General features: G+C 65.4%; 28 protein-coding genes. 16 read left to right on the forward strand and 12 right to left on the reverse strand.

What is annotated here, in order from left to right; all coding sequences use genetic code 11:
- Positions 1-4: 4 nt before the first annotated feature.
- Positions 5-1,051, forward strand: a complete 1,047-nt coding sequence (locus tag FAZ98_RS30245; RefSeq protein ID WP_158957217.1) for a glutamate cyclase domain-containing protein — start codon at positions 5-7, stop codon at positions 1,049-1,051.
- Between the two features lie 236 nt (positions 1,052-1,287).
- On the opposite strand, the gene FAZ98_RS30250 is transcribed toward FAZ98_RS30245, so the two are convergent.
- Together FAZ98_RS30250 and FAZ98_RS30255 are read right to left on the reverse strand one after the other, a co-directional pair.
- The gene (locus FAZ98_RS30250; RefSeq protein WP_158957219.1) at positions 1,288-2,439 is read right to left on the reverse strand and encodes a porin; all 1,152 of its coding nucleotides are present in this window, start codon (positions 2,437-2,439) and stop codon (positions 1,288-1,290) included.
- A 684-nt stretch (positions 2,440-3,123) separates the two neighbouring features.
- A complete protein-coding gene (locus FAZ98_RS30255; RefSeq protein WP_158957221.1) occupies positions 3,124-4,029 on the reverse strand; it encodes a LysR substrate-binding domain-containing protein in 906 nt (301 codons plus the stop codon).
- A 98-nt stretch (positions 4,030-4,127) separates the two neighbouring features.
- Here FAZ98_RS30255 and FAZ98_RS30260 point away from each other — a divergent pair, with 98 nt between their 5' ends.
- Positions 4,128-5,177 carry an alpha/beta hydrolase family protein gene (locus FAZ98_RS30260; RefSeq protein ID WP_158957223.1) on the forward strand — a complete coding sequence of 350 codons (1,050 nt, stop codon included), beginning with the start codon at positions 4,128-4,130 and terminating at the stop codon, positions 5,175-5,177.
- On the opposite strand, the gene FAZ98_RS30265 is transcribed toward FAZ98_RS30260, so the two are convergent.
- Positions 5,153-5,803: a FadR/GntR family transcriptional regulator gene (locus FAZ98_RS30265; protein WP_158957225.1), complete on the reverse strand. Its 651-nt coding sequence runs from the start codon at positions 5,801-5,803 to the stop codon at positions 5,153-5,155. The two genes, FAZ98_RS30260 and FAZ98_RS30265, sit on opposite strands and share 25 nt — an antisense overlap.
- 246 nt (positions 5,804-6,049) lie before the next feature.
- Here FAZ98_RS30265 and FAZ98_RS30270 point away from each other — a divergent pair, with 246 nt between their 5' ends.
- From FAZ98_RS30270 to FAZ98_RS30285, 4 genes are all read left to right on the forward strand, one after another.
- The gene (locus tag FAZ98_RS30270; RefSeq protein WP_158957227.1) at positions 6,050-7,834 is read left to right on the forward strand and encodes a gamma-glutamyltransferase family protein; all 1,785 of its coding nucleotides are present in this window, start codon (positions 6,050-6,052) and stop codon (positions 7,832-7,834) included.
- Between the two features lie 69 nt (positions 7,835-7,903).
- Entirely contained in the window at positions 7,904-9,325 is a 1,422-nt protein-coding gene (locus tag FAZ98_RS30275) for an MFS transporter (RefSeq protein WP_158957228.1), read from the forward strand.
- 25 nt (positions 9,326-9,350) lie between these two features.
- Positions 9,351-9,887 (forward strand): GAF domain-containing protein, encoded by a 537-nt coding sequence (locus tag FAZ98_RS30280; RefSeq protein ID WP_158957230.1) that lies wholly within the window; start codon positions 9,351-9,353, stop codon positions 9,885-9,887.
- Positions 9,888-9,972: 85 nt separating this feature from the next.
- Positions 9,973-11,268 (forward strand): MFS transporter, encoded by a 1,296-nt coding sequence (locus tag FAZ98_RS30285; RefSeq protein ID WP_158957232.1) that lies wholly within the window; start codon positions 9,973-9,975, stop codon positions 11,266-11,268.
- Here FAZ98_RS30285 and FAZ98_RS30290 read toward each other — a convergent pair.
- The 4 genes from FAZ98_RS30290 to FAZ98_RS30305 all read right to left on the reverse strand — a co-directional run bounded on the left by FAZ98_RS30290 (position 11,246) and on the right by FAZ98_RS30305 (position 13,534).
- Positions 11,246-11,551, reverse strand: a complete 306-nt coding sequence (locus tag FAZ98_RS30290; RefSeq protein WP_158957234.1) for an NIPSNAP family protein — start codon at positions 11,549-11,551, stop codon at positions 11,246-11,248. The two genes, FAZ98_RS30285 and FAZ98_RS30290, sit on opposite strands and share 23 nt — an antisense overlap.
- A 58-nt stretch (positions 11,552-11,609) precedes the next feature.
- Positions 11,610-12,119, reverse strand: coding sequence for a DUF1697 domain-containing protein (locus FAZ98_RS30295; RefSeq protein ID WP_158957236.1), 510 nt, complete (start codon positions 12,117-12,119; stop codon positions 11,610-11,612).
- Between the two features lie 13 nt (positions 12,120-12,132).
- The gene (locus FAZ98_RS30300; protein ID WP_199272487.1) at positions 12,133-12,837 is read right to left on the reverse strand and encodes a Pr6Pr family membrane protein; all 705 of its coding nucleotides are present in this window, start codon (positions 12,835-12,837) and stop codon (positions 12,133-12,135) included.
- Positions 12,838-13,102: 265 nt separating this feature from the next.
- The gene (locus FAZ98_RS30305) at positions 13,103-13,534 is read right to left on the reverse strand and encodes a hypothetical protein (protein ID WP_158957238.1); all 432 of its coding nucleotides are present in this window, start codon (positions 13,532-13,534) and stop codon (positions 13,103-13,105) included.
- 345 nt (positions 13,535-13,879) lie between these two features.
- Between FAZ98_RS30305 and FAZ98_RS30310 the strand changes: the two genes are divergently transcribed.
- Positions 13,880-14,101, forward strand: a complete 222-nt coding sequence (locus FAZ98_RS30310; protein ID WP_158957240.1) for a DUF3079 domain-containing protein — start codon at positions 13,880-13,882, stop codon at positions 14,099-14,101.
- 642 nt (positions 14,102-14,743) lie between these two features.
- Here FAZ98_RS30310 and FAZ98_RS30315 read toward each other — a convergent pair.
- Entirely contained in the window at positions 14,744-14,953 is a 210-nt protein-coding gene (locus FAZ98_RS30315) for a dodecin (protein WP_158957242.1), read from the reverse strand.
- 439 nt (positions 14,954-15,392) lie between these two features.
- Here FAZ98_RS30315 and FAZ98_RS30320 point away from each other — a divergent pair, with 439 nt between their 5' ends.
- The 5 genes from FAZ98_RS30320 (at position 15,393) to FAZ98_RS30340 (ending at position 19,972) form a co-directional block, all read left to right on the forward strand.
- Positions 15,393-16,844, forward strand: a complete 1,452-nt coding sequence (locus tag FAZ98_RS30320; RefSeq protein ID WP_158957243.1) for an ATPase domain-containing protein — start codon at positions 15,393-15,395, stop codon at positions 16,842-16,844.
- A 9-nt stretch (positions 16,845-16,853) separates the two neighbouring features.
- Positions 16,854-17,243, forward strand: coding sequence for a response regulator (locus FAZ98_RS30325; protein WP_158957245.1), 390 nt, complete (start codon positions 16,854-16,856; stop codon positions 17,241-17,243).
- A gap of 81 nt (positions 17,244-17,324) precedes the next feature.
- Positions 17,325-17,672, forward strand: a complete 348-nt coding sequence (locus FAZ98_RS30330) for a response regulator (protein WP_158957247.1) — start codon at positions 17,325-17,327, stop codon at positions 17,670-17,672.
- 70 nt (positions 17,673-17,742) lie between these two features.
- Positions 17,743-19,272, forward strand: coding sequence for a sensor histidine kinase (locus FAZ98_RS30335; RefSeq protein ID WP_233273014.1), 1,530 nt, complete (start codon positions 17,743-17,745; stop codon positions 19,270-19,272).
- A gap of 409 nt (positions 19,273-19,681) precedes the next feature.
- On the forward strand, positions 19,682-19,972 hold the full coding sequence (locus tag FAZ98_RS30340) for a DUF1488 family protein (protein ID WP_158957251.1): 291 nt from the start codon (positions 19,682-19,684) through the stop codon (positions 19,970-19,972).
- Between the two features lie 141 nt (positions 19,973-20,113).
- On the opposite strand, the gene FAZ98_RS30345 is transcribed toward FAZ98_RS30340, so the two are convergent.
- The gene (locus tag FAZ98_RS30345) at positions 20,114-21,811 is read right to left on the reverse strand and encodes a hybrid sensor histidine kinase/response regulator (RefSeq protein ID WP_158957253.1); all 1,698 of its coding nucleotides are present in this window, start codon (positions 21,809-21,811) and stop codon (positions 20,114-20,116) included.
- Positions 21,812-21,961: 150 nt separating this feature from the next.
- Between FAZ98_RS30345 and FAZ98_RS30350 the strand changes: the two genes are divergently transcribed.
- Positions 21,962-22,366 (forward strand): response regulator, encoded by a 405-nt coding sequence (locus FAZ98_RS30350; RefSeq protein WP_158957255.1) that lies wholly within the window; start codon positions 21,962-21,964, stop codon positions 22,364-22,366.
- A 23-nt stretch (positions 22,367-22,389) separates the two neighbouring features.
- Here FAZ98_RS30350 and FAZ98_RS30355 read toward each other — a convergent pair whose 3' ends face one another.
- Entirely contained in the window at positions 22,390-22,812 is a 423-nt protein-coding gene (locus FAZ98_RS30355) for a hypothetical protein (RefSeq protein WP_158957257.1), read from the reverse strand.
- A 246-nt stretch (positions 22,813-23,058) separates the two neighbouring features.
- Here FAZ98_RS30355 and FAZ98_RS30360 point away from each other — a divergent pair, with 246 nt between their 5' ends.
- Positions 23,059-23,496, forward strand: coding sequence for a carboxymuconolactone decarboxylase family protein (locus FAZ98_RS30360; protein WP_158957259.1), 438 nt, complete (start codon positions 23,059-23,061; stop codon positions 23,494-23,496).
- Between the two features lie 139 nt (positions 23,497-23,635).
- On the opposite strand, the gene FAZ98_RS30365 is transcribed toward FAZ98_RS30360, so the two are convergent.
- The gene (locus FAZ98_RS30365) at positions 23,636-24,187 is read right to left on the reverse strand and encodes a hypothetical protein (RefSeq protein WP_158957261.1); all 552 of its coding nucleotides are present in this window, start codon (positions 24,185-24,187) and stop codon (positions 23,636-23,638) included.
- Positions 24,188-24,305: 118 nt separating this feature from the next.
- On the opposite strand from FAZ98_RS30365, the gene FAZ98_RS30370 reads away from it, so the two are divergent.
- The gene (locus tag FAZ98_RS30370; RefSeq protein WP_158957263.1) at positions 24,306-24,995 is read left to right on the forward strand and encodes a TetR/AcrR family transcriptional regulator; all 690 of its coding nucleotides are present in this window, start codon (positions 24,306-24,308) and stop codon (positions 24,993-24,995) included.
- Positions 24,996-25,065: 70 nt separating this feature from the next.
- Here FAZ98_RS30370 and FAZ98_RS30375 read toward each other — a convergent pair whose 3' ends face one another.
- Entirely contained in the window at positions 25,066-25,872 is an 807-nt protein-coding gene (locus FAZ98_RS30375) for an aldolase/citrate lyase family protein (RefSeq protein WP_158957265.1), read from the reverse strand.
- Between the two features lie 228 nt (positions 25,873-26,100).
- On the opposite strand from FAZ98_RS30375, the gene FAZ98_RS30380 reads away from it, so the two are divergent.
- Positions 26,101-26,949, forward strand: a complete 849-nt coding sequence (locus FAZ98_RS30380; protein WP_158957267.1) for an IclR family transcriptional regulator — start codon at positions 26,101-26,103, stop codon at positions 26,947-26,949.
- Positions 26,950-26,970 lie beyond the last annotated feature (21 nt).

Below are 26,970 nucleotides of genomic sequence, written 5' to 3' on the forward strand. Positions count from 1 at the left end.
GAACATGACGACGAATACGGATAGCGGATTTTTGGACGCGGCGGTGGGCGAGGCGATCGACAGCCTGATTCAGGTCGAGATGCGCTTTGCCTCGGGACTGCCGCGCGGGGTGATTCACCGGCTCTACGACGCGGCGCGCGACTGGCAGCAAGCGCCGCTCACGCTGCTGGCCGCACGTGCGCTGCTGGAGCGCGTGGGCAAGGGCGACCGCGTGCTGATCGTGACGGGCGCGGGCGCGCCGCCGTGGCTGCCGCACGGCGAAACCGACGGCCCGCTGGGCGCCGCCGCGTTGGCGCGCGCGCTGGATCTGGGTGTGGGCGCGAAGCCCATCCTGGTGTCCGAGGCGCGCAACCTGCCGGCCATCGTGGCGAGCACGGAAGCGGCGGGTCTGGCCGTGGTCACGCCCGAGGTGTTCGACGCGCGCGGCGCGTGTGCGACCACCGAAGTCTTCACGCTGGGCGAGAACGGTCCCGCCGACGCGCGCGCGCTGCTGGAACGGCACAAGCCGACCGCGGTGATCTTCGTGGAGAAGGGCGGCCCGAACAAGCACGGCGTGTTCCACACGATCACGGGCAGCGGCCGCAGCCGCGAAGTAATGGCGAGCGCGGATGCGCTGGCCGACGCGGCGCGCGCCGCCGGCGTGCTGACCATCGGCATCGGCGACGGCGGCAACGAGATCGGTTTCGGCAAGATCGCGGACAAGGTCGCCGAGATCCAGCTGTTCGGCCGCAAATGTGCGTGCCCGTGCGAAGGCGGCGTGGCCACGGTCGTGGAAACGGACATCCTCGTGGTGGCCGCCATCTCGAACTGGGGCGCGTATGGCGTGGTCGCGGCGCTGGCAATCGCGCTGGGCCGCTCCGACGTGCTGCACAGTACCGCCGACGAAGCGCGCATGCTCGAATACTGCGTGCGCCTGGGCGCGGTGGACGGCATTCTCGCGCGCCCGATCATGGGCGTGGACGGCACGAACGCGGCGTCGCAGGAAGCGTTGATCGTGCTGTTGCACAACCTGGTCGCCAATGCGATCGGGCATCAGAACCGGCCGTTCTGATGCGCTAACGCCGGTCGTTTCAAGCGGGACGTGCAGGCGCTTCTACGGAAGCGGTTGCACGTCCTTTTGGCGTTTACGGGTTTGCCAGCTTTAGCTCGTTAGTGCTGCCAGGTTTTGCCGATATCGTGCAGTGGGTCGATGTACGGCTTTGAGAACACCCTTGCAGTCGACCCATAAAAAAATCGCCAGGCACCGGTTGCCCGGTGGCCTGGCGATTCACTCGAAAGACTTGCCGATCAGAACTTCACGCGCAGCGCCGCGACGGCGGCCGTTTCGTTCTTCGAACTCGACAGGCTGGTCGTGAAGATTTCCGCCTGCTTTGCCGCGCCGCCCGCACGCTGGTAGCTCACCGTGCCGATCAGGTCGGTACGCTTGCTGAGCGAATACACCACACCGGCATTGAGCTGGTTGTAGTGGCCATTCGTGCCGCCCGAGGTTTGCGAGGTCGTGTACGTATAGCCGATGCCCGCGAGCAGATCGGGCAGGAAGCGCTTGTCGATCACCACTTCGACGTTCTGCACGCGGCGGCCGGTCGAATCCTGATACTTGAACAGCACGTTCGAGTAATTCATGGCGACGTTCGCGAAACCCAGATCGTAGCCGGCTGCGAACGCCACGGCGCGCTGCTGCGCGACGAGCGCATTGTTGTCGCTGCGCGTGAACGGCGAGGTGAAGCCGTACGAGTCGGAGATCGCGCCGTTGGTATTGGTCGTGGAGGCTGGGTTGTCGTTCTGCAGCATCGCCACACCGAGGCGCAGCGGGCCGCGCTGGTAGCTTGCGCCCACGCTGTACGCGCGGTTGTCGGCGAAGCTCGTGGAATTGGAGAACGAGTATTGGCCGGCGAACGAGAGACCGTGAATGTTCGGCGAGGCGTAGCGCACCGTGTTGTTCTGGCGCAGTGTGTCGAAGATGTTGTCCGAATCGCCGATATGCGCGGCGTAGAAGCTGGCAAAACGCGCCGCCGCTTCCGACCACACGAGTTGCTGCGCCATTTCGTCGTACTGACGGCCCATCGTGACCGTGCCGTACTTGTCGCTTTGCAGGCCGACCCACGACTGCCGGCCGAACAGCTTGCCGCCTTGCGCGAGCGCGCCCGAACCAATCGAGAAGCCGTTTTCGAGCGTGAAGATCGCGGCATAACCGCCGCCGAGATCTTCGCGACCCTTGAAGCCGAATCGGGCGGGATACGTCGGTCCGTTGACGAGCGAAACCAGCGATTTGCCGCCCTGGTTCGACGTATAGCCGATCCCGACGGAAATCACCCCGTACAACGTCACGCTGCTCTGCGCATGGGCGGCGAGCGGCGCCAGCGAGAGGCAAGCCGCGGCCAGCAGAAGGGACCGTTTGGGTGCGAGAGTGCCTGTGGCCTTCAATCTTCGAGTCTTCATTGTTTGATATCCCTGATCAGCGGAACGGGTTCCAGAAACACTAAGGCATGCTAAGTAGTTACCCTTGATGGATTCATGCTCGTGCACCAAATGGAGTGGGGACGGCACCACGATCGCACGCGCTTCGATCGACATCGAAGGCAATCTGCAATGAAGTTGTCCATTTGGTTGACCAAAGAGTAAACCAAACAAAACGCATTGGGTATCGCGTCAAAAATGTTTCGCGGCGCGTGTTGTTTTGCGGTCGTAGGGTTGATTTCTGGACGTTCCGGGCTGTGTTTTCACCGCGGAGGATGGGGCCTGCGGCGTTCCATCGCGGCTCGGTGGATTGCGGTGATCTTTGTCAATCGTTCCAAAATGCGCCGCTGGTGGGTGTATTGACGGCCCACGCGCGCATGGAGACAGATTGGGGCGAAGAACTCGGGCGGGCGCGGCTTCGCGCGTTGGCGTCCGGTTGGCGCCTGGCACAGCGCGGTGCGCCTTGCGGGGTGTCTGCCGAAGGCGGTCGGGTCGTGGCGTTGAGTGCTACCGGCACACCGCCGGGCACACGCCGCGCCGTCACGGCTCTGACTGCTTTGGCGCGAGAGGACGCAGGACAAGATCTTCGGATCTACCTGACGAGGCGGAGGCGGGGCGACTGCTCTCGCGATGTTGCCGCGCCCGCGTGCGTCACATGCGCACGAATCATGTCATCGCGCGACTTGCTTGGCCGATCCACTCGATCACGGCATGGACTTCCGCACGCGGTACGTCCTCGGCCTGATCGAGAAAGTAAGCGTGTCCCGAAGCGCGCGGCGCCGTGTTTTTGCCGATTACGGCGAGCCGGCCGTCGGCGAGCATGGGGGCGATCAGAGGCCTTCGACCGAGCGCGATGCCCCGGCCCGCGAGCGCGGCCTGAATGACCTGATCGTATTGATTGAAGCGCAGCATGCCGCGCGGTGGCGGGCTGGCAAGACCGCATGCGCTCAGGTAATCCGTCCAGCGCAATAGCGGGCGGCGCGGGCCGTCGAATTCGATCAGTACGCTGCGCGCCAGCGTGGCGGCGTCGAGCCGGGCAACGCGCAGCGAGGGATGCGCCACGGGTACGATCGCCTCGTCGAACAGACGCAACGATGACGCCGCCGCGCCGCGCAGGCTCGCATAGCGGATCGCGAGATCGACGCCTTCGGCGCGCAGGTCGAGCACCTTGTCGGTGGCGGCCACGCGCAGATCGATCGCCGGATGACGCTGCTGCAGCGCACCGAGGCGCGGCAGCAGCCAGAGCGCCGAGACGCCGATGCTCGCGGTGATCGTCACCGGTCGGCGCAGCGTGCCTTGCCGGAGTACGTCGAGCGCTTCCTGCAACTGCTGAACCGCGCTGTCGGCAGTGCGAAACAGACGCTCGCCCTCGGGCGTGAAGGCGATCGAGCGATAGCCGCGCTGAAACAGGCGCAGGCCGAGCGCGTCCTCCAGCGCCGCAATCTGGCGACTCACGGCCGACTGCGTGAGGCACAGGTCGTCGGCGGCGAGCGTGATGCTCATGCGGCGGCCCACTGCGACGAAGCCGCGAATCTGATCGAGCGAGGCGAGTTGTGCGAGCGAAACTGGCATGCGTTTTCCTCATGCGAAAGGCCCACAAAAGATTGATTGAGCGCTGCCGTGCCGTCAAGTCAAATGAGGGGAACGCATAATATACAGGAGCCACGCTCATGAGCGAAACGCAAGCCTCGCCGGTCGCCGCTCAGGCGGCGGCACCCACCCCTGTCGCCGTGACGATTGCCGCCGCCGACGGCTTCCCGCTACGCGCCTTCGTGTGGCGACATCGCCCGTGCATGGACGCGCTGCCGCCGCGCCCGGTCGTGATCGTCAACGCGGCGACCTCGGTGCGCTGCCGCTACTATTTTCGTTTTGCGCAATGGCTGCACGAGAACGGTTGCGACGTGGTGGTCTACGATTACCGCGGTATCGGCGAATCGCGGCCGCCGGACCTTGCGCAACTTTCCGCGAGCTGGCTCGATTGGGGCGAGCGCGATTTCGAAGCGGTGCTGCGCCACGTGCGCCGGACCTGCGTTGGGCAGCCCATCGACGTGGTGGCGCACAGCATCGGCGGTTTCGTGATCGGACTCGCGCCGTCGAATGCGTGTATCCGGCGCGTGTTCACGGTAGGGGCGCAATACGCGCACTGGCGCGATTACGCGCCGCGCCACCGGCTCGCGATGCTGTGGAAATGGCACGCGGTCATGCCGCTGCTCAGCGCGCTATGCGGCTATTTTCCGGCGCGCCGGCTGGGCTGGATGGAAGACACGCCGCGTGGCGTCGCGCTGTCGTGGAGCCGCAGCGCGGCCCGGTTCGAGGACAGCTACCAGCGTGCGCCCATCGCGCGTACGCAGCAGGAGCGCGATGCGCTCGTGCGCCGTTTCGCGGGCCTGCGTGCGCAGTTGCTGGCCTTCAGCGCAAGCGACGACGCGTTCGGCACCGTGCCCGCCATCGAACGCTTGCTCCGCTATTTCGTGCACAGCGACGTCACGCATTGGCGCGTCACGCCGCAGGAAATCGGCGTGGACAGCATCGGGCACTTCGCGTTCTTTCATAGCCGCTTCGAAAAGCGTTTGTGGCCGCTCGCGCTGCACTGGCTGCGCTTCGGCGCGCTCGACACGGACCGGCCCGGCCGCATCGCGTCGATACGCAGCGCCGGTGCCACCTCGCCGCATCGTGCGGCCTGCGCGCCCTGTGCTCAATGCGCGGAGCCGAACCCCTGAACGTTGAGCAGATGCTCGCGCATGCGGCGCGCGGCGGTTTCGCCGTCGCGCGCCACGATCGCATCGACGATAGCCTGATGCTGCTGCGCGAAATGGTGCCGCGTGCCCTGATCCACGGTCTTTTCCCGTTGATTCGGCTTCACGCGCATGCCGTTGATGACCTCCATCAGCGCGATGATCGCGGGGTTGCGCGAGGCCTGCGCAATCAGCAAATGGAAACGGTGGTCCCATAGCTGCCATTCCTCGTCGTTCTTCGCGCCGGCGTTGCGCTTCGCGCATTTCTCCAGTTCGCCGAGGTCTTCGGGCGTGGCCTTCGCCGCCGCGAGACCGGCGAGCACCGGCTCGAACATGAGCCGCATTTCGGCGATGTCGGCGGGACTCGTGCGCGAGCGCAGCCCGCGCAACGTGGGGGCGAACTTGAGTGGCCGCGTGCCGAGATACGTGCCGCGCCCCACGCCGCGCCAGATCCGTCCCGCCGCTTCGAGCGACGCCAGCGCCGTGCGCAGTTCGCGGCGCGTGACGCCCAGCGTTTCGGCGAGCGAGCGTTCGGGCGGCAGGGCGTCGCCATCCTTCAGGCCGTGCTGTGCGATCCAGGCGAGCAAATGATCCAGCGCGGATTTTTCCATGACAGTTTTTATGAACCAATATTAATTGGCGCGATTGTAGCAGCGTGTTGCGGGCACGCAAGCGGCGGCGGGCGTAGCCGCGGGGGATTCTTTGATGTGCAATGGAATTAGCATTTGAATTCAGGGTTAACACCGGCTGTAAGCAAAATTCTTCCTTCGTATGCTGGCTAGGGCATCAGTTGATACCAATTGATATTGGTTCAGTCTGGATTGCCGGTCCCGCAGTTGCCGTGAAAGGAGTCGCAGATGTCGTTCACCACACGCCCCGAGTTGCTCGGGACTTTCGGCATGGTTGCCTCGACGCATTGGCTCGCCAGTGCGTCGGCCATGGCCGTGCTAGAAAAGGGCGGCAATGCGTTCGACGCGGCGGCGGCGGCGGGCTTCGTGCTGCAGATCGTCGAACCGCATCTGAACGGCCCAGGCGGAGAACTGCCCGTCGTGTTTTACAGCGCGCGCGAAGACCGCGTGCGGGTGCTGTGCGGTCAGGGCGTCACGCCCGCGACCATGACCATCGAGCGCATGCGCGCGCTCGGCCTCGAAGTCGTACCCGGCACGGGGCTGCTGCCTGCCGTCGTACCCGGTGCGTTCGGCGCGTGGATGACAATGCTGCGCGACTACGGTCAGCTAGCGCTCGAAGACGTGCTCTCCTATGCGATCGGTTACGCGGAAAACGGCTATCCGGTGCTGCCGCGCATGTGCGCTTCGATACTCGCGATCAAGGATTTTTTTCTGCGCGAGTGGCCCACATCGGCCGGGCAATGGCTGCGCGACGGCGAGGCGCCCGCGCCCAATCAACTGTTCGCGAATCCCGCGATCGCGGCCACCTATAAGCGCATCCTGCGCGAAGCTGGCGCGCGCGGCGATCGCGCCGAGCAATGCGAACTCGCGCGCCACGCGTTCTATCGCGGCTTCGTGGCCGACGCCATCGACCACTACTTCCGCTCGACCGACGTGCTCGATACCTCCGGTCAACGCAATCGCGGGCTGTTGACCGCCGACGACCTCGCGCGCTGGGAGCCCACTTACGAAGACGCGCTCTCGTACGAATATCGCGGCCTGCGCGTGCACAAGACGGGACCGTGGGGGCAGGGGCCGATGTTCCTGCAACAGTTGGCACTGCTGAAGCATTTCGACATCGACGCCATGGACCCGCTCGGCCCCGAGTTCGTGCATACCGTCATCGAAACCTCGAAGCTCGCGTTCGCCGACCGCGACGTGTTCTATGGCGACCCGAATTTCGCCGATGTGCCCATGCACACGCTGCTGAGCGACGCCTACAACGACGAACGCCGGCGCCTGGTCGATCCGCACAAGGCCTCGTTTCAGTTCCGCCCCGGCGTGCTCGGCGACAGCACCGTGCGCGCCGCGCGCATTCTCGCCAACGCGGGGCGGCAGCAGCCCGGCGGCTTCGGTCAGGGCGAACCGACCTTCGCGCCGCTGCCCGAGCTGCGCGGCGACACCGTGCATCTCGACGTGGTGGACCGCTGGGGCAACATGGTCTCGGCCACGCCTTCCGGCGGCTGGTTGCAGGCGTCGCCCGCCGTGCCGGGACTCGGTTTCAACGTCACCACGCGCGCGCAGATGTTCTGGATGGAAGACGGGTTGCCCTCGTCGCTCGGACCGGGGCGGCGGCCGCGCACGACGCTCTCGCCCACGCTCGTCACGCGCGAAGGCAAGCCGTATGCCGCGTTCGGCACGCCGGGCGGCGATCAGCAGGATCAATGGTCGATGCAGTTGTTCCTGCGCCACGTGCACGCGGGCATGAATCTGCAGGCGGCGGTGGACGCGCCCTCGTTCCAGACCGCGCACTTTCCGGGCTCGTTTTATCCGCGCTCGATGCAACTCGGCAAGATGTCGGCGGAAGCGCGCTTCCCTCAAGCGACGCTCGATGCGCTGCGCGCGCGTGGCCACGATCTCACCGTGGCCGAGCCGTGGGGGCTCGGTCGCGTGTGCGCCGTCGGTCTGCGCAACGGCCTCATGCGCGGCGCGGCCACGCCACGGCAGATGCAGGCGTACGCCATCGGCCGTTGATACGGCCTCCTGAACGCCGAAGCGATTACCTTTGCGCAGGTAGCACGAGCCACCACCCGGGAATCCATCATGTCCACCATCGCCGCCCGTCTGGAACGATTACCGCTCGCGGGCTTTCATCGCAAACTGCTGCTGATCGGCGGCCTGGGCTATCTGTTCGACGGGCTCGATTCTTCGTCGCTGGCCTTCCTGCTGCCGGTGGTGAGCAAACTGTGGCATCTCACGAGCGCACAAACAGGCCTCGTCGCGAGCAGCACGTATATCGGCTATTTCTTCGGCGCGTTTCTCTCGGGTGTACTCGCCGACGTGATCGGCCGCCGCCGCATCATGATGAGCGCGCTGGCCATCTATTGCGTAGCCTCCATGGCGAGCGCCACCGCGCAGGACTGGCACACGTTCTTCGCGCTGCGTGTGGTTGCCGGGTTCGGTTCGGGCGCGGAAACCGTAGTGATCGCGCCGTTCCTCGCCGAATTCGTGCCGCGCCGTTATCGCGGCATGTTCTGCGGCGCGCTGGTTGGCTTCATGTCGTTCGGATACCTGAGTTCTTCGATATTCGGCTACACGGTCGTGCGCAATTTCGAAGACGGCTGGCGCTATCTCGCCATCATCACGTCCTTGCCCGTGGTCATGCTGCTTTGGTGGCGGCGTACGCTGCCCGAGTCGCCGCGCTGGCTCGAGAGCCAGGGGCGCGCCGCCGAAGCCGATCATATCGTCGACGCCATCGAAATGCGCTTCGAGGCCCAGGGCATCGCGCTCGCGCCGCTCGCTTCGGTCGGGCCGATTCCCACGGCCGCGCACGGCAGCGGCAGCGCGTTGCAGAACGTACTCACCCTGTTCTCGCGACGCCTCGCGGGCACCACGGCCGTGAGTTGGCTCATGTGGTTCTCGGTGGCGTTCGCGTATTACTCGTTCTTCTCGTGGATACCGAGCCTGCTCGTGAAAGAAGGGCTCACGCTCACCAAAAGCTTTGGGTATTCGATTGCGATTTACGGCGCGCAGATTCCCGGCTATTTCTCCGCCGCGTATCTCAACGAGCGGATCGGCCGCAAGGGCGTGGTGGCGTCGTACATGACGCTCGGCGGTCTCGCGGCCATTGCGCTCGCGTTTTCACACACGGGCGCGCAGATCACGGTGGCCGGCATTTGCCTCTCGTTCTTCATGAACGGCGCATTCGCGGGCGTGTACGCCTATACGCCGGAAATCTTTCCCACGGCGGTACGCACCACGGGCACGGGTTCTTCGTCGTCGTTCGGGCGCATCGGTTCGGTGAGCGCGCCGATTCTCGTCGGCCTCGTGTACCCCGCGTTCGGTTTCTTCGGCGTGTTCGCCATGACCACGGGCGTGCTGCTGGCGGGCGCGTGCGTGGTGTACTTCCTCGGCATCGAAACGCGCAACCGTTCACTCGAAGACATCGAGGCGAGCGGCGGCAATGCCGCACTCGACGCGGCCGAACCACTTGCATCTGCCCGCACCGACAAGGTGCGCGGCTGACCTCGACGAACCCGGCGATCCTCCCATGCACTCTCCACTTTCCACTGATACCGACCTGCAACCGCGCGCGCTCGAACTCGCCGATCTCACGCACCTCGCACGCAGCATTCGCCTGCCCGCGCAACCGGCGGCGATCTTTCGCGACGTGCAGGAAGTTGCGGCCGCAACCATCGGCATGCGGCTCTTCACGATCATGGCCTATGACGCCGAGCACGAGGAAGTCGAGCGCCTGTATTCGAATATGCCCGACGTGTACCCGAACGGCGGCCGCAAGAAGAAGCGCGGCACGCCTTGGGCGCAGCGCATTCTCGCCGACCTGAAACCATTTCGCGCGGCCACCCAGGACGATCTGCGCGACGCCTTCGACGATCACGCGGTCATGACTTCGATGGGTCTCGGCTCGATCCTCAATATCCCGATCGCGTTCGACGGGCGCTGCATCGGCACGATGAATCTCACTCACGTGGAAGGCTGGTACACGGCGCGCCACGAGGAGCTGGGCATTCTGCTGGGCGCGTTTCTCGCACCGGCGCTGGTCGCGCATCGCGGCGCGCAACACTAACGCGCTTTTCATGCGGGCGCGCGAATACCGCACGGATACCTCACGCATACCACGCCAACTCAACACGCACACATAGAGCGCATTCATGGCATCAGGCAACGCAGGCACCTCCGGTAACGCGCATCGCTGGCTGATCGTATTCGCGCTCGGCTATCTGGCGCTGCTCGTCGACGGCGCCGACGTCATGATGTACGGCCTCACGCTCACGCGTATCAAGCACGAGTTCGGCCTGAGCAACGTGGAAGCGGGCGCGCTCGGCAGCCTCACGCTGCTCGGCATGGCGATCGGCGGCATTCTCGGCGGCTGGGCGAGCGATTCCCTCGGCCGCGTGCGCGTGGTGGTGTGGGCGATGGTGTTGTTTTCCGTGGGCGCGGGACTGCTTGGCTTCACGCACAGCTTCGTGGAGTTCGCGGTCGTGCGTTTCATCAGCGCGATGGGCATTGGCTGCATGGTGCTCGTCACCACGCTCGTGGCCGAATATGTGCCAATGGCGCGGCGCTCGCTGATACTCGGCGTGCTGCAAACGGCCATTTCCGCGGGCTATATCACGGTAATCGCGCTGAGCAACTGGATCTTGCCGCACTACGGCTGGCGCATGCTGTTTTACGTGGCCGTGGCGCCCGTGTTCATCGCACTGGCCATTCACTTTTTCGTGCCCGAACCGCCCACGTGGCGCGTGAGCGAGGCCACGCGCCACCCGAGCGGCCGCCGCTGGCACGACAACCGCTATGCGCTGATCTTCGCGAATCGCGAGGCGCGCCGCATGTTCATCTTGTGGTCGCTCGCCTCGGTGTTCGCGCTCTCGGGGTTTTATGGCTTGAACAACTGGCTGCCCACCTATCTGGAAAGCGAACTGCACATCAAGTTCAGTTCGATGACGGGCTATATGACGGCGACGTGGGTGGTCGCCTTCATCGGCAAGATCGTGGCGGGCTGGCTCGGCGACCGCTGGAGCCGGCGCGGCGTGTATGCGCTCGGCTGTGTGGGTGCGGCGATCTTTCTCCCCGTGATCGTGCTGTTTCACTCGCGCGAAAATATCGCGTGGCTCATGCTCGTATTCGGCTTTCTTTATGGCGTGCCGCTCGGCACGATTGGCACGTTCATGTCGGAGAGTTTCGAAACGCGCATACGCGGCACGGCCGTGGGCGGCTCGTACAACGTGGGCCGCTTTTGCTCCGGCGCCGCGCCGGTGGTGATCGGTTTTATCGCCACGCAGTTTTCGATTGGCATGGGCTTTCTCGTGGTGGGCGCCGTGTTCTTTCTGAGCGGCATGACGGTGCTATTCATTCCGGACCGCCTGCACGACACGAACGTGAACGAAGCCGAAGCGCCCATTGCCGAGGCAAGCGACGGTGCGCTTACGCGAACACCGGCCGCATGAAACTGCGCTCGTAACTCACGATACAACGCGTTTCCTGCGCGTAGCGAAACGCGGCCAAGCATTCGGCGTCTTGCATCGAGTCTTTGCGGTAGGTTTCGTAAGCGGCCAGGCTCGGAAACGAAAACAGCGCGAGTGCAATGTCGTTCGCGCCTTCGGACGGCAAAAAATAACCGTGATGCTGGCCGCCGAATTTCTCGACCAGCGGAATCCACATTTTGGCGTAATGCTCGAATTGATCGAGTTGGTACGGATCGATCACATAACGCAAATAGCACGTAATCATGGCGCGGTTGGGTAACGGATTGGAGTGAGTCGAACGTTATCGGTGGGTTGGGCGCGCGTCATGCCTGCGCCATTTCCAGCAACTTCGCGACGGTATTCATATTGCGTGCAGTGCCGTTTTTCGCGGCGGCGATCTTGAGTTTCGATTTGCCGATGCCGTCCGGGTAATGCACGTAGATTTCGCGTGGGCCCAGCGCCATTTCCTCGCTATTCACGCCACTGGCACCGGAGAGCGCGTCGGCGGCCGGTGGGGTATCGAGGAAGATCGCAACGGTTCGATCGGGCGCCGCCTCGCCGAACGGATTCGCCTTCAGCACGGCGGCCAGTTCTTCGGCCGTGCGTACCAGCACGCCCACGGGCTTGCCCGCATACGCTTCGAGCCGGGCTTCGAGTTGTTGCCTCACGGCAGCCTCGCCGAGCCGGCTTTCGAAGACGACATTGCCGCTGGCGATATACGTGCGCACGTGCGTGAAGCCGATGGCTTCGCACATCTCGCGCAAGTCGGACATGGCGAGTTTGCCGGTGCCGCCGACATTCACGGCGCGCAATAAGGCGATATAGGCAGGCATGGAGAATCGGGCGTTATTCGTCGACGGATAACACATCGGCCCCGGCAAGCGGCCGACGCCGCGCATTGATCGCCGTGAATACCGCCATCAACACAACGAACGCCGCAAACAATAGCGCACTATTGAGGATCACGCGCGCATAGCCGAGTTCGCCGACATCGATGAAAGGATAAGGGTAAAAGTCGGTCACGCTGCCGCGCCAGAATGTGACCACGAGATAGCCGAGCGGATAGATGAACCACGCAAGACGCTCGCGCCGCGAGAGACGGCAATACGGCACGAATCGCAGCCAATACACGGCGCAGAGCAGCGGCAAAACGGTGTGCAGGCTTTCGTTCAGGAGCGCGCGAAAACCGTGCGGTGTCCACAGGTGACGCAGCAGCACGTTGTACGCCACGCCCACGAACACGATGTACACCGTGACCGCGCCGGGCGCTGCCGGCCCGGCGAGAAAACGCAGCGGCCGGACGCGCACGCGCAAGGTCACACACGTGAAGCTGAGCGCGACGAGCAACACGGTGAGGTTGGTGAGATAGGACGCGAGGCGCAGGAGGGCGTCGAGGGTGTCGAAGCCGCGCAGCAGCATGCGGTGCAGCGTGAGGTCGGTTTGCGCCGCCAGCGCGAGCCACGCCAGTATGGCGATCGCGCCAGCCAGCACGGTCGCGGGGAAGGGCGGCGGCGCGGCGTTCGCGGCGGCGGAAGGCAGGCGGTCAGACATGCGGCGATGGTAGCGCACTATGAAACAGCGGGCAGGCAGCGGCCCGGCGCGTGGGGCGCGACGCGGCCCTTAGCGCGATTTTTGAGGCAGCGCAAAAAAACGCTTGCAGACGGTACGGGAAAACCCTATACTTATTTCCGTCTCCTCCATGTCTCCTCCAGATATGGATTCAGCCCGTCTCTTTAGGCGGGCTTTTTCTTTTGTGGCGCCGCTTTTACACGCTCAGCGCCCGCATCACTCGTCCTGTACTACGCCTCCCGGCGCATCACGTCCTCACGAATACCAGATGACAGCGGCGCGCCGTCGTGCGGCTGCCGCTGCCCGAGGTCGCGTCGAAATGCGCGCTGACTTCGTACGAATACGGCGTGCCTTTGCGTGCGCGCCGGGCCGCGCGAGCGTCCGCATTCGAAATGCCCTGTGCGACGAGCGTGGCCGACCCGTCCGGCTCGATCCGGCCGTCCAGCGCGAGCCAGCCGGCCGCGTTCGGTTCGCCATGGTCGCCGTGCAGCACGCTGTCCCCAACCAGCACGGGGAAGTGAACGGTATAAGCTTTCGCGCCGTCGCGCGCCGCGGGGCAAGTGAGCGTGACATTCCAGACGCCATCGTAGGCCCCGGCCGCCGATGCACCGGTGGCGCAGGCCAGACCTGCGGCGAATACGGCGTAGCGGACGAGACGGGTCGATAGACGGGCGTGCATGGCGATTCCTCGTTGTTGGTTTAGGGGCAGTGTGGCGGTAAATGGCGCGGCGTGACGTGGGCGTGCGCACGTTTTCAATCGCTGCGTCTCGTCGAAGAGATGCAACTAACTGCCAAGTCCGCGCGGCGCCTTCGAATTGCGAGATGCCAAGGCCCGAAATCGCGGCGATCGTCTATATCGGCGATAGTGTGTCGATACCGCCTCGATACCGCATCGATACCGCATCGATACCCAAAGCGATCAGCAATGCGGTTGCGTGCAGGAAAACGCGTGCGTCAATGCGTCTCTGGAAACGCGCCGACGGCGAACTATATTGGAACGATCGTTCGCTAGCCGTTGCACGACATGGCCAAGAAAATCCCCCTCTATCCCCAACACCCTGAACGCATCTGCTGGGGCTGCGACCGCTATTGCCCGGCCAATTCGCTCAGTTGCGGCAACGGTTCGAGCCGCACGCAACATCCCATCGAATTGCTCGGCGAAGACTGGCTCGACCACGGCGATTGGGGCTTCGAGACGCAAGCCGAAACGGCTGCCGCGCTCGAACCCGCTGCCGGGCGCGCGTAAGCCGTTTCGAGCTAGCGCACCATGCGTTCTGTCGAGCCCGTGCCGCAATGAACCGTGCGGAAGGCGCTGCGCGAAAGCGCGCCTGGTAAACGCAACGTCAGGCAGCAACGTGGTCGTAATGCATGGCCTTGCATCTAGTTAGGGATGCGTACGATCAGGCCGTGCTGACGCAGCGTCGTTTCGCGCGCTCAAAGCGTATGCCGATGATGGACATCGGGGTTATGCGCATGCGGGTGCGTGATCGGCGTATGGCGATGGCAGTGCTTATGCCGCTCGCTGCCGTCCCACGCGAAATCGTGTTCATGCCGATGATGCGCGTCGTGGCGAGTTGGCGCACTGCCAGCAAGAGGGCGAGGCCCGCGCCGCTTCCCGGATAGAACAGCCGGCCTGCATGAACGGCGCGACGCTGCCGAACAGGGCGGCGGCGAACAGCGCGGTGGCAATGGCGCGTCGATGAGCCCGCGTCGCGAGTCGTTTTGGTCGTGAGAGGCGAGCGATACGGCAAGCTTAGGCGAAAATCAACACAGCGATGGCGCCCGCAAGGACGCGCTGCACGTGGCGAAGGCGCTCGAACCGGCGCTGGTCCGAAACCGGCTTGCTGGAGCGATCCAGGCGCGTGCGAGCCGCCTTCGCCGCGCGAGATCAGTCCTCGACGCGCAAACCGACCTTGATGGTCACTTGCCAGTAGGCGATCTTGCCGTCCTCGATTTGGCCCCGCGTGTCGGTGACTTCGAACCAGTGCAGGTGATGCAGCGTTTTCGACGCCTTGGCGATGGCGTTGCGGATCGCTTCGTCGGTCGAGGTCTTCGACGAGCCGGTGAGTTCGATCTGCTTGTAGACGTGGTCTGACATGCTGTCCTCCAGACGGTGGTGGGAAAGAGGGGATCGGCGGCATGCGCTGCGGCCGGATCGATCTTTCATGCACGACGCGTGCCCGGCTCTCGCCGCGCCAACGCGAGGCGCGCGAGCCCAGACGTGCCGCGATCTTCAGCTCGCTTGAGCGCGATTCAACGCCATTCACATCGCTTTGCCGGCGTTAATCCGGCCAATGCACCGGCGATAGTATTTATTTCCCTTTTCCCCGAAATACCGGCCAAAACCATTGGATTGGTCCATTGACCCGCCAATTCGGGCCCATTCGATAACGATTGGCGCATTGAGCGAAAAGAATTGACGGCCGATTCAGGTAGACTCCAATGTTGGAGACAGCTTGTGGCATAGAGGTTCACTCACGATTGTGGCCCGTCCGGCCGCGCCTGCTGCTCAAAACCTCTCACTATGGATTCAGGCAATGGACAAGACGCTTGCGCGACTCTCCAGCGATGTTCCCGGACTCGACGAAATCACCGGCGGCGGTTTGATCGCCGGTTCTTCGTACATTATCCAAGGGCGTCCCGGCGCGGGTAAAACCATCCTCGCGAATCAGATCGCGTTTGCTCAAGCGCGGCAGGGGCGAAAAGTCCTGTATGTCACGCTGCTCGCCGAGTCCCATGACCGCCTGTTTCAATCGCTTTCCACGCTCGACTTTTTCGAAGATTCGCGCGTCAGCAAAGACCTCACCTATCTGAGTCTGTTTCGCACGCTGCGCGAAGAGGGCTTGAGCGCGCTCGTCGCCATGCTGCGCAGCGAGCTGATGCGGCAGCAGGCCAGCATACTCGTGCTCGACGGGCTGCTGAACGCGAGAGAAAGCGGGCAGAGCAATCTGGACGTCAAGACGTTCGTGGCGGAGCTTCAGGGCCATGCCGCGTTCACCGGCTGCACCGTGCTGTTTCTCACGAGCGCCCACACCGACGAATCCAGCCCCGAACACACCATGGTGGACGGCGTGCTGCAACTCGACGAAAGCCTGTTCGAGTCGCGTACCGCGCGCCATATTCGGGTGGCGAAGTCGCGTGGCAGCCGCGCGATGGGCGGTCTGCACGCCTATGAAATCACCGACCGCGGCATTGAAATCTATCCCCGGCTGGAGGCGGCGTTCGCCGTTCCCACCCAGTCCGACCGCGCGAGCGCCGAGCGCATCGACACGGGTATCGAGGGCCTCGACGAACGCGTGGGCGGCGGCTTGCCCGGCAGCTCCGTTTCCGTGATCGTGGGTCCGGCCGGCAGCGGCAAGACCACGTTCGGGCTCGGTTTCCTGCGCGCGGCCACGCCCGAGCGGCCCGCGGTGCATTTCGGCTTCTACGAAACCGAACAACGGCTCACGCGCAAGGCGAAGGCGCTCGGCATCGATTTGCCGGCGCTGATCGATTCGGGCGCGCTCACGCTCCTCTGGCGTCCGCTCACCGAGAACCTGCTCGACAAACTCGCTTACGACCTGCTCAACGCGGTTCGCGTGTCGAAGGCCGAGCGCCTGTTTATCGACGGATTGGCGGGCTTCGAGCGCGCCACCGTCATTCCGCATCGCATGGTGGAGTTTTTCGCCGCGCTCACGAATGAATTGCGCGGCGCCGGGGTCACCACGGTCTGCACGTGGGAGGTCAAGGAACTGTCTGGACCGTGGATCACCAATCCCTCGCCGGAAATTCTGAGCCAGATCGACAACATCCTCGCCCTCGAACACGTGCGCACGAAAGGCGTGCTGCGGCGCTGCGTGACCGTGCTCAAGGTGCGGGACAGCGACTACGACACGTCCGTGGCCGAGATCAAGATCGCTGCCAACGGCGGATTGCGGGTGACGGGAAATCTGCTGGAGGGGGATGGCGCTTCGCTGGGAAGCGCCGAGGCAGATCGTCGTCAGCGGTGAGTCGAGAGCATGACTACCCTGGTTATTGTCGACGACGAATCGCTCGTGACCGAGTTTTTGTCGTTCCTCTTAAACGGTGCAGGCTACGAGGTTCATGCCGCGTTCAACGGCAGGGATGCGATCGCGCTGATCGAACGGCAGCGCCCCGCGCTGGTCATTACCGATCTCATGATGCCGGTCATGTCAGGCCTGGGGCTTGCGAAAGCCATTCGTCATCACGACGAACTCGCGCAGCTGCCCATCATTTTGTGCAGTTCCGCGCCGGATCCCGTGACGCCGGAGGAAAGCCTGATGTTCAGTGCGATCCTGCGCAAGCCCTATCCCCCCAACCGTCTGCTGGAACTGGTGACGCGTTTCGCGGGCGAGGCGGAGCCTGGCGTCGGCGCCGGCGACCGGTGAGGCTGTCACCCGGCAACGCCGGGTGAGCCCGCGGTGTCGTCGAGGCAGGCCCCGTTAACGTAGTCGTTTTCCGATTGGTCCATGGCACGAGTCCTTCTTGTAGACGACGAACCGGAGATTCTTGAAGCGTGGAGTTTCGCACTCGGCTACGCGGGGTACGAGGTCGACTGCGCGCGGAACGGTCGGGAAGCGCTGCGCGCGGTCGAGGCGCAATTGCCCGATCTCGTCGTCACCGACCTGATGATGCCGGTCATGAGCGGGGAGGACTTTTGCCGCGCCTTACGAGGCAATCCGGCATGGAGCCGCATTCCCATCCTGCTGCATTCGTCGGCCCGGGTCGGATCGACGAATCTTTGGGACGCCGTGCTCAGAAAGCCGGCCCACATGGAAACCTTTCTCCAGACAGCGGAAAAGCTGATTCGCGGTTGAAGGTCGCCATGCCCGCACACACACCGCTTACCGTCAATTTTTCGTGGCTGCTGACTGCCGAGGTCGCCCTTTGAGTGATTTTCAGGCTGTGTTGGAGCACTTTGCCGAGCCCTGGCTCGTGCTGGACGACAAGCTCGCGCTCGTCTGCGCCAACGCGGCGTGGCGCGAGCGGTTCATGGGGACGGCTTCGGCGGGGGCGCCACTGCCCGCGAACGGCGCCGTCGCGGCCGTCGTCGCCCATCTCCGCGCGAGCCGGGTGCCGCTGTCGCGCGTGTTCCGGCTCGATCTCGCGCTGGCGGATAGCCGCGACGGCGGCCGGCGCTACTGGCGCATGCACGCCTCGCCGCTGCCCGCCGATGGCGACCGTGCCGCGCTAATGGCGCTGCGTTTCGAGGACGTGACCGCCCAGCTGGACGCGGGCGAAACGGAACGGCGCGAAAAGGCCAAGCTCCGCTCTTACGCGCGACTGGGCGAAATTCTCGCCAGGCAAACGGGGACGAAAACGGCGGCGACGCGAAGCACGCTGAACGGCAACATCGACCCCACGCTCGCGCTCGCGGAGCTTGGCGTATGGCAAATCGACCTGGCCTCGGGCAGCGTGGAATGCAACGACCGGTGCCTGCGCGATCTGGCGTTGGAGCCGTTGGCCGATGCGAAGCGATTCGGCGAAGCGGTGCAGCTCAGCGCGGCGAATCTCCAGCGCGTGCAGGCGGGCGAATCCTTCGAAAGCGAACTGCGCGTCGATCATGCGGACGGCCCGCACTGGGTGCTCGTGCGTGGCTCGGGCAGCGCGCAGGACGATGGCCTTACCGGCCGGGTCGGCGGCATTACGCTCGACATCACCTCGCGCAAGAAACACGAACTCGAGCTTTCGGCGTTGGCCGACAAAGAACGCGACGCCCGCGAGCAAAGCGAGGCGTTGGCGCGCGCGATGGACGAGTTCGTCGCGGCGGTGAGCCATGAACTGCGCTCGCCGCTGAACGCGATCATTTCATGGGGCGAACTGTTGAGGCTCTCCTCCGACCCCGCCGCGGTGACGAAGGCCGGCGACGCGATCCGTCGCAACGGGCGCCAGCTTTCGCTGATGGTGGACGACCTGCTCGACAGCGGCGCCATTGCCTCGGGCAAACTTTCCGTGCAGTTGCAGCCGCTCGACCTGGGCGCGCTGGCGACGCTCGCGGCGGAGGACGTGCGCAAGCAGGCCGAGCGCAAAAATCTCACGCTGGACGCGAGCCAGGTGAGTTCCTGCACGGTCATGGCCGACGAAGGCCGCATCCGCCAGGTCATCTGGAATCTGCTTTCCAACGCCATCAAGTTCACGGAAGCAGGCGGCGTGCGCATTGCGCTCGCGGCGGACGGTTCCGCCGCCCGCCTGAGCGTCGAGGACACCGGGCGCGGCATTCCGGCCGCGCAATTGCCGCAGATCTTCGGCCGCTTCGTGCAGATCGACGCGCGTTCGAGCGGTCGCGCGGGCGGCCTCGGACTCGGGCTGTGGCTCGTGAAGCATATCGTCGAGCTTCATGGCGGAACGGTGAGCGTCACCAGCGAAGGCGCGGGACACGGTTCGACGTTCACGGTAACGCTGCCGCTGCTGGCATGACTCGCCGCGCGTGGCGAGTCCGGCGCGCCGAGTCCGACTTCCACCGCAAAACACGCGCTTCTCCACTTCCATTCCATGCCGGCTGCTTGAATTTCGCGAGCGGGCACGCGGCATGCTGTGCGTCCCGTCGACCAGCGGCCGCGAGACGCGAAACCCGCGCGCACAACCGCTGACAAAGACACTTTGATTCGATCGGGCGCGGTAACGAAGCCCGGTCGAAATCGACAGACGGGGCGATTCCCAAAAGAGAAGATTGCGTCATCGGCAAGGCGCGCTCGCGATTCCCGCTGAGCGCCCGCGGCAATGACCGCAGTCACGAGCACAGTTACGGGGTATCAGACCGGCAACCTTTGCGTTTGTAATGCCCACTGCACGATTACCAGCGTCGCATGACAACAGGAGCCGAGCCATGGAAGCGATCATCGAGGAAACGATCAGCGAAGAAGCGCCGCGCGTTTTACCGGACAAGAGCGGCGTCGCGTTCTGTATTACGAGCGGCAAGACGTCGGCCGATTGCGTGGTGTCGATCCGCGCGCTCGAAGACTGGTTCTGGCTGCCGCGCGGCGCCGACACCGCGCGCGTGCTGACCACCTTCAGCGACGGCTACGGCCGGATCCGCGCCGTGGCCGAGCGGCGCGTCCGCGCATCGTCGGGTCAACACGTGTACCTGAAAACCGACGACTTTCGCAGCCGCGGATAGCCCGGAAGAACGCCAGGCGGCATCGCTCGCGAAGCACATCGCCGCCGTGTCGCGCTCGCGCAAGGAAGCGCGAATCCGGCCTCGCGCGCGCTCGAATTCGCGCAAAGCGCGCCACAGCGGCCGCGCCGCGCTCTGACGACGCTACGAACCGGCGCGCGGCGCGCGAAGGGCGCGGCCGGCCGAGGCGAGCAGGGCGCCGAGCCGGTCCATGTCGACGGGTTTGGCCAGATGCGCGTCGAACCCGGCATCGAGCGCGGCTTGCCGCTCGCCTTCGGAGACGCGCCCGCTCAGGGCGATCAGCGTCACGCGAGCGCGCTCGGGATGCGCGTGCAGGCGCCGCGCGAGTTCCAGCCCGTCCATGCCCGGCATGTCCAGATCGACAAGCGCCAGGTCCGGCGTCCAGCCCGCGAGCAGTTCGAGGGCATGCGCGCCGCTTTCCGCCGTTTTGACGTGATGCCCGTCCATGTCGAGCAACGCGGCGAGCGCAACGCGCGCGTCCTCGCTGTCGTCGACGATGAGAACGTGGCTGGCCGGCACCGGCGCGCGTTCGGCTGCGCCGCGTTGCGCTTCGCCCGCAAGCGGCGGCGGCCGCAGCGGCAGCGACAACGCGGCCACCGTGCCACGGCCGATGCCTTCGCTGCTGAGCGTCAACGTGCCGTCGTGGAGCTGGGCCAGTTTGCGCGAGATGCCGAGCCCGATGCCGAGGCCGCCTTCCTGATGCGCACGGCCGCCCGCGAACTGCGAGAACGGTTCGAACACGCGCGGCAGCGAGTCGCTGTCGATACCGATGCCGTTGTCGCGAACGACGACTTCGAGGCGCGGGCCCTGCGGGTCTTCCCGGCGCGCGACGGACAACGCGATGGTGCCGCCGTCGGGCGTATAGCGCGCGGCGTTGGACAGCAGGTTCGACACGATCTGCACGAGCCGAACCGGATCGCCCGCAAAACGCATGGCGTCGATCGGACCGACTTCGAGCGCATGACGGTGCGCGCTCATGTGTTCGCGAACCGAGGCGAGCGCGTCCGATATCACGTCGTCCAGCCGGACTTCCGCAATGTTCAGCGTGAGTTTGTCGTGGTCGAGGCGGGCGGCGTCCTGAAGCTCGTCCATCAGCCGCTTCAGATGTTGCACCTGCCGTTGCGCGATGTTCAGCAGTTGCCGCTGCGCGGTTTGCGCGCCGGTCAACCGGCTCAGGCCTTCGAGCGAATTTTCCAGCGGGCCGAGCGGATTGCGGAACTCATGCGCGAGCACGGCGATGACTTCCGAGTAGTGGCGGGTTTCCTGGCGGCTCGTTTCGCGCGCGCTGGCCATTTCGAGCGAGGCTCCGGCGACCTGCGCCAGATCCAGCAGAATGCGCTCGTCCTCCGGGCCGAAACGGCAGGTGTCGCTCACGGAGGCGACCCATAGCGCGCCCACCTTGATCCCTTCGCGGACAACCGGAACGATGAGCGCTTCCTGCACGCCTTCGCAGGGAACGGCGAGTGCGGGGAAGTCGCGCAACAATGCGGTGAACAGTAGGGGTTGAGCGGCTTCGAGCGTGGCGGCGCACGGGCAGTCGGCGGCGGGGATGGTCTGCCCTTGCAATGCCGCGAAGCAGCCCGCCACCGCGTGCCAGCGAAAGCAAGGTTCGCCGTTGATCCGTTCGGGCAGGCTGACACCGGCAGCGCCGGCATGGCATAAACGCAGGGCAGCCTGGGCGACGCCGGCGATCAGGTTCTCGCGCGACTCGGGCTGCAAGCGGGCGAGGTCCAGCAGCGTTCGCGATTGCTCCCGCCAATCCGGTTCGCGCGCGGCACGCGAACGGATATCGCCCAGCGAGTCATTGCTGAATTCGACCACGGAAGCCCGCCGCAACGAAGGATAGACAGAGAAGCAGCCCGCATGGCGTCAAGCGCCGCAACGCTGCAGGATGAAGAAGAAACGTGGAAGATCGTGCTCTGGCAGAGCAATTGCTCTCACGCGTGACCCTATTAACGCCATCCCAACATCATGACACGAATATTAGTCGTTGACGACGATTCCAGTACCTTGGCCGCGCTCGCTTCCGCGCTGGCGATGTGGTTCGAAGTCGTGACCGCCTCGGACGGCATGGCCGCCTGGACGCTGTTGCACGACACGGCGGTGGACGGTGTGATCGCCGACCTGCGCATGCCCGGCATGTCGGGCGGAACCTTGTGCGAAAAGATTCGCGACGCGCCGGGGTTGTCGGCGTTACCGGTCATTCTCGTCTCCGGCGAATACAGTCCGCCGGCGTTCGTGCGCTACGACCGCTACTTCAAGAAGCCGGTGGACGTGGCGCAACTGGCGGAAGCCGTGCAACGCCTGCTGCATGCGAGACCCATTCGTGCGATGTCCACGCAGTCGCGCGGCGGCAGCGATCCGATGCCGGGGTAACGACCGGCCGGGTCGCGGTGACGCTAGTCGAGCGCGTTGATGCTGCGCTGCAAGTGGGTTTCGCCTTCATCGATCAGGTCGGCGGCGGTTTCCAGCACCTCGGCGGCCCTGAACAACAATTGCTCGCGCCACTCGTCGTCGTCGCTCGAAGGCGATGGCGCGGCGAGGCTCTCGAAAAGCGAGTTGGCCGTTTCGAGGAAGAGCCCGCTTTGCCGATGACACTGAACGGCCGCCGCCGCTTCGTCCTTCGCGTCTTGCAACGCGTGCGAAGCGTGAGAAGTCGCGTCGGGTTCTTGCGGCGATGTTGCCGATGTTGCCGATGTTGCCGATGCTGTTGAGCCTGGCGCCGCGAGCCGGTCGACGCGCGACTGACCTTGCGACGCAAGACGTTGCGCTCGCTGCTGGAGACTCGCATGGTGCTCGCGCAGTTCGGTTTCACTCTGCATGGGGTGGCCTGGCGGTTGTCGGTTCAAAGGACGCCATTCTAAGGCAGCCGCTCGAGCGAACCGGACGTCGTCGCGATCGAGCCGGGCCGGTATCGAAGCGCGGCATGGGCGATCCGCCAACTCGGATAGACTGTGCCAAGCCACGACCGGCAACGCAATCGCGTGCGCGCTCGACGTTCGCCATGAAGGTGCGAACGCAACGATTGCGCCGGCGTCTTGATCGAACGTTCCTTGAAAGGCCACGCCATGACCACCGTAACGTTGCTGACCGATGACGAACTCTCGCCTGCCGCGAAGGCCGTGTTCGACGACATTCGCGCGACCCGAAACTCCGATTTCGTGAACAACTTCTGGCGAGCGCTGGCCCACGATCCGAAGACGCTCAAGCGCACCTGGGAAAGCATCAAGGAAGTCATGGCGCCCGGCGCGCTGGATCCCAAGACGAAGGAAATGCTCTACGTCGCGGTGTCGATCGCGCACGGTTGCGCGTATTGCATTCACTCGCATACGGCCGGCGCGCGCGCCAAGGGCATGACCGACGAGGAGTACGCCGAGATGGTCGCGATCGTCGGGATGGCTTCGGAAACCAACCGCCTCGTGACCGCGCTGGGCGTGCCGACCGACGAAGCGTTTCTCGTCGGATCGCCCGAAGGGTCGGGTGCGGCAAAGGGGCGTCCTGATTAACGCGCGCAGCGGTGGCGCTGCGCCGGGACACCGAAAGGCGTGTTCCAGCAGCGTTCCTCGCTGTGAAATCGGGACAGCCGGGCGCGCGGCGCGCGATGTTCGCCTGGATGTTCGCCTGGTTCCTGCCCAGGATCGCCCCTCAAGCCCGCTGCGCCAATCGTTGTTGCCGCGGATACCACCCCGTGAACTTCATCGCCGCATACAGGGCCACGACCGTGATCGCGATACCGGCCGAGTGCGGCACCGCAGTCACGTAGGTCATCAGCAGATCGGCGGCGACCATCGCGGCGAACGCGAGCGCCCACGCGCCGGTGATCGTGTAGTTCGTGCGCAGGAAGGCGGGCGCGCTCCACACTTCGCGCGCCACTTTTTCGCGCGCGTATTGCAGCGTGAACGGCTGGCGCAAAGCGATGGACGCCAGCACGATCAACAGCAGCCCCGCGTCGACACGCAGGCGCACCGCCGCGACCGACCACGACGCGCCGTACAGCACCGCATACACGGCCAGGCCGCCGAACAGCAGGAAGGTGCCGATCTCCAGGATTTTGGTCTGGCGCTCGCGCGAGACGAGATCGCGCACCAGCAGCGCCGCCGACACCAGCGCGCCCGCCGTTAGTCCCACGGAAACGCCAAGCACGCGCTCGAGCACGACGAACGCAATAAAGGGGGCAAACGCCAGCAGCAGGTTCATGGCTACCTCGCACGAAATCGGCAATGGTTAATGTGTCCAGTGGAAACATTTTGACTTCACCGATGCCTTGCGTCAACATATCTTTGCACTGGAAACATCTGAAGAAAACGACCACGACATGACCGCAACCGCAGCGAAACGCAAGACAGGCAAGCCTTCGGGCCCGGCAAAACAGGACGCCGCCGAGGGCCGGCCGTATCACCACGGGGCGCTGCGCGAGGCCTTGCTCGCGGCGGCGGAAACGGTGTTGCGCCGTGACGGGCTGCGCGGTCTCACGTTGCGCGCGATCTCGCGCGAGGTCGGGGTTTCGCACACCGCGCCGCAGCGGCATTTCGTCGATACCGCGGGCGTGCTCAGCGAACTCGCTGCCATTGGGCACGACCGGCTGGCGGCCTCGATGGCCGCGCATTCGCAGGGGCTCACCGTGGAGATGGAGCGTCGCCGTGGGATCGCGCGCGGCTATGTGAGCTTCGCGGTCGAGCAACCCGACCTGTTTCGCCTGATGTCGCGCAACGAATTACTCGACCCGTCGAACGAGGCGCTCGCCGGTGCGCGGCGCCGGTCGATCCGGATGCTGGCGGGCACGATCGGGCAGCACGGCGAGCTCGAGCGCGCGGTCGAGGGTATCGGCAATGCGCAGGCCGTTGAAATGACGGCCGGTTGGGCCTACGTGCACGGACTCGCGACCTTGTTGATCGACGGGAGACTCAACACGGTCGCGCGCATGGCCGAGGGTATCGACGACGCCGCGGCGCTGGTCGCCGCCACGATCGAGCGGATGCGCCTGCGCTTCGACGAGGCGGATTGACGGCGCGACGCCGCCGTCAACGTTGCGCGTGCAGCGAACCGCGCGTGCCGCGCGCGTTGCATTGCGCCGGTCAGTAGGCGCCTTGGGGCTTTTCCGTGTTGTCGACGGGAGCGCTGCGATAAGTCGCGAGCACGTGTTGCGCGGCGGCGCCGAGCAGGGCGACGTCGGTGCCGATCGCCACGAAGTTCGCGCCCGCGGCGAGATACTCGCGCGCGAAGCGCTCGTCGGGGGCGAGCACGCCGGCCGCCTTGCCCGCGCGCCGCGCGATGCCGATGCCGTCGCGAATCGCGGCGCGCACCGGTTCCGCGCCCGCCTGGCCGAGCAGTCCCATCGACGCGCTGAGGTCGGCGGGCCCGAAGAACACGCCGTCCACGCCATCGACTTCAGCGATTTGCTGGAGATTGCGGAGCCCGGTTGTCGTTTCCACCTGAACGAGCACGCAGAGTTCGCCGGCCGCCGCCTGCAGATAGCCGCTCACGTGATTCCAGCGCGTCGCCCGCCCGAGTGCCGCGCCCACGCCGCGCACGCCGTGCGGCGGATAGCGCGTGGCCGCGACCGCTTCGCGCGCCTGCTCGACCGTGTCGATCATCGGCAGCAAGAGGGTTTGCGCGCCGATGTCGAGCATCTGCTTGATGATGGCCGTGTCGGCGCGAACGGGGCGCACGACGGCGTGCGAGGCGTAGGGCGCGACCGCCTGCAATTGCGCGAGCGTGGTGCGCACGTCGTTCGGAGCGTGTTCGTTGTCGATCAACAGCCAGTCGAAGCCGCGCGCGGCGAGGGCCTCGGTGACGCAGGCGTCGGCGAACGCGGCCCACAGCCCGAATTGCGGCGCGCCGCTCGCGAGGGCGCGTTTGAAGGGATTGCCGGGAAGATCCATGCTTCGTCCTTGAAAGTGCAGGCGAGACGACGGGCCGCGCGCGTCGCGGCGCCGTGCGAGCCCGCATTATCCCGCCCGCACGCGTGCCATTCGCGCGCAAGCGGGCAGTCATCCACGCGAATGTCCGCCTGCCGGACATTTTGGCAACCCGGACAGCTACGGATTCAGAGACCGCATGGGCCGATGCTATTGTCGAAGACCGCCAAACGATGCCGGTCCCTGCTCGCGATGAACGCCAAATCCCTCAAGAAACCCAGTGCCGACCCCGCCCGCGTGCCGGACCCCGCGAGGCCCGGCGACGACGACGCGGGCGTGCGCGTGATCTCGCGCGCGTTCGAGGTGCTGCGCATTCTCGCGCTGGGCGGCGAACACGGCATGCGCATCACCGACGTCGTGGCGTACTCGGGGCTGAGCCGCCCGACCGTGCATCGCATCCTGCAAACGCTGATCGCCGAAGGCGTGGGCGAGCAGGACGCCAGCACGCGTCGCTATCGCGTGGGGCCGGAGATCAGCCTGCTCGGCATGAGCCGCCCCGCGCAGTTTCCCGTGCGCGCCGCGGCCGAACCGCATCTGGCGGCGCTCGCGGACGAACTCGGCGACACGACTTTTCTCACGATTCGCGTGGGTTGGGATTCTGTCGCGATCGACCGCAAGACCGGCTCGTATCCGATCAAGGTGCTGGCGATCGACGTGGGCATGCGCCGCCCGCTCGGCGTTGGCATCGCGGGCGTCATGCTGCTCGCGGCGCTCACGCCCGAGGAGTCCGACTACATCTGCGCGATGAACGTCGCGCGCCTGCCGCCCGACGGTCCTTCGGTCGAGACCATTCGCGCGCGCGTGGCTGCGGCGCGCCACAACGGCTACGCGTATTCGGAGGTTGGCGTGCTGCTCGGCACACGCGCGCTCGCGGTGCCCGTGCTCGACGCCGACGGCGCCGTGATTGCCGCGCTCGCCGTTGCCGCGATGGCGGAGCGGCTCGCCGAGCCCGAACTGCCGCGGCTCGTGGCGGCCATGCGCGGCAAGGCGGCGCTCATCACGAAGCGTCTCGCGGAGATGCAGCGCGCGCGTCAGCGCTGAGCGGGAAAACGGGCCGTGGCC

This window comes from Paraburkholderia acidisoli (assembly GCF_009789675.1).
GTDB classification, from domain to species: Bacteria; Pseudomonadota; Gammaproteobacteria; order Burkholderiales; family Burkholderiaceae; genus Paraburkholderia; species Paraburkholderia acidisoli.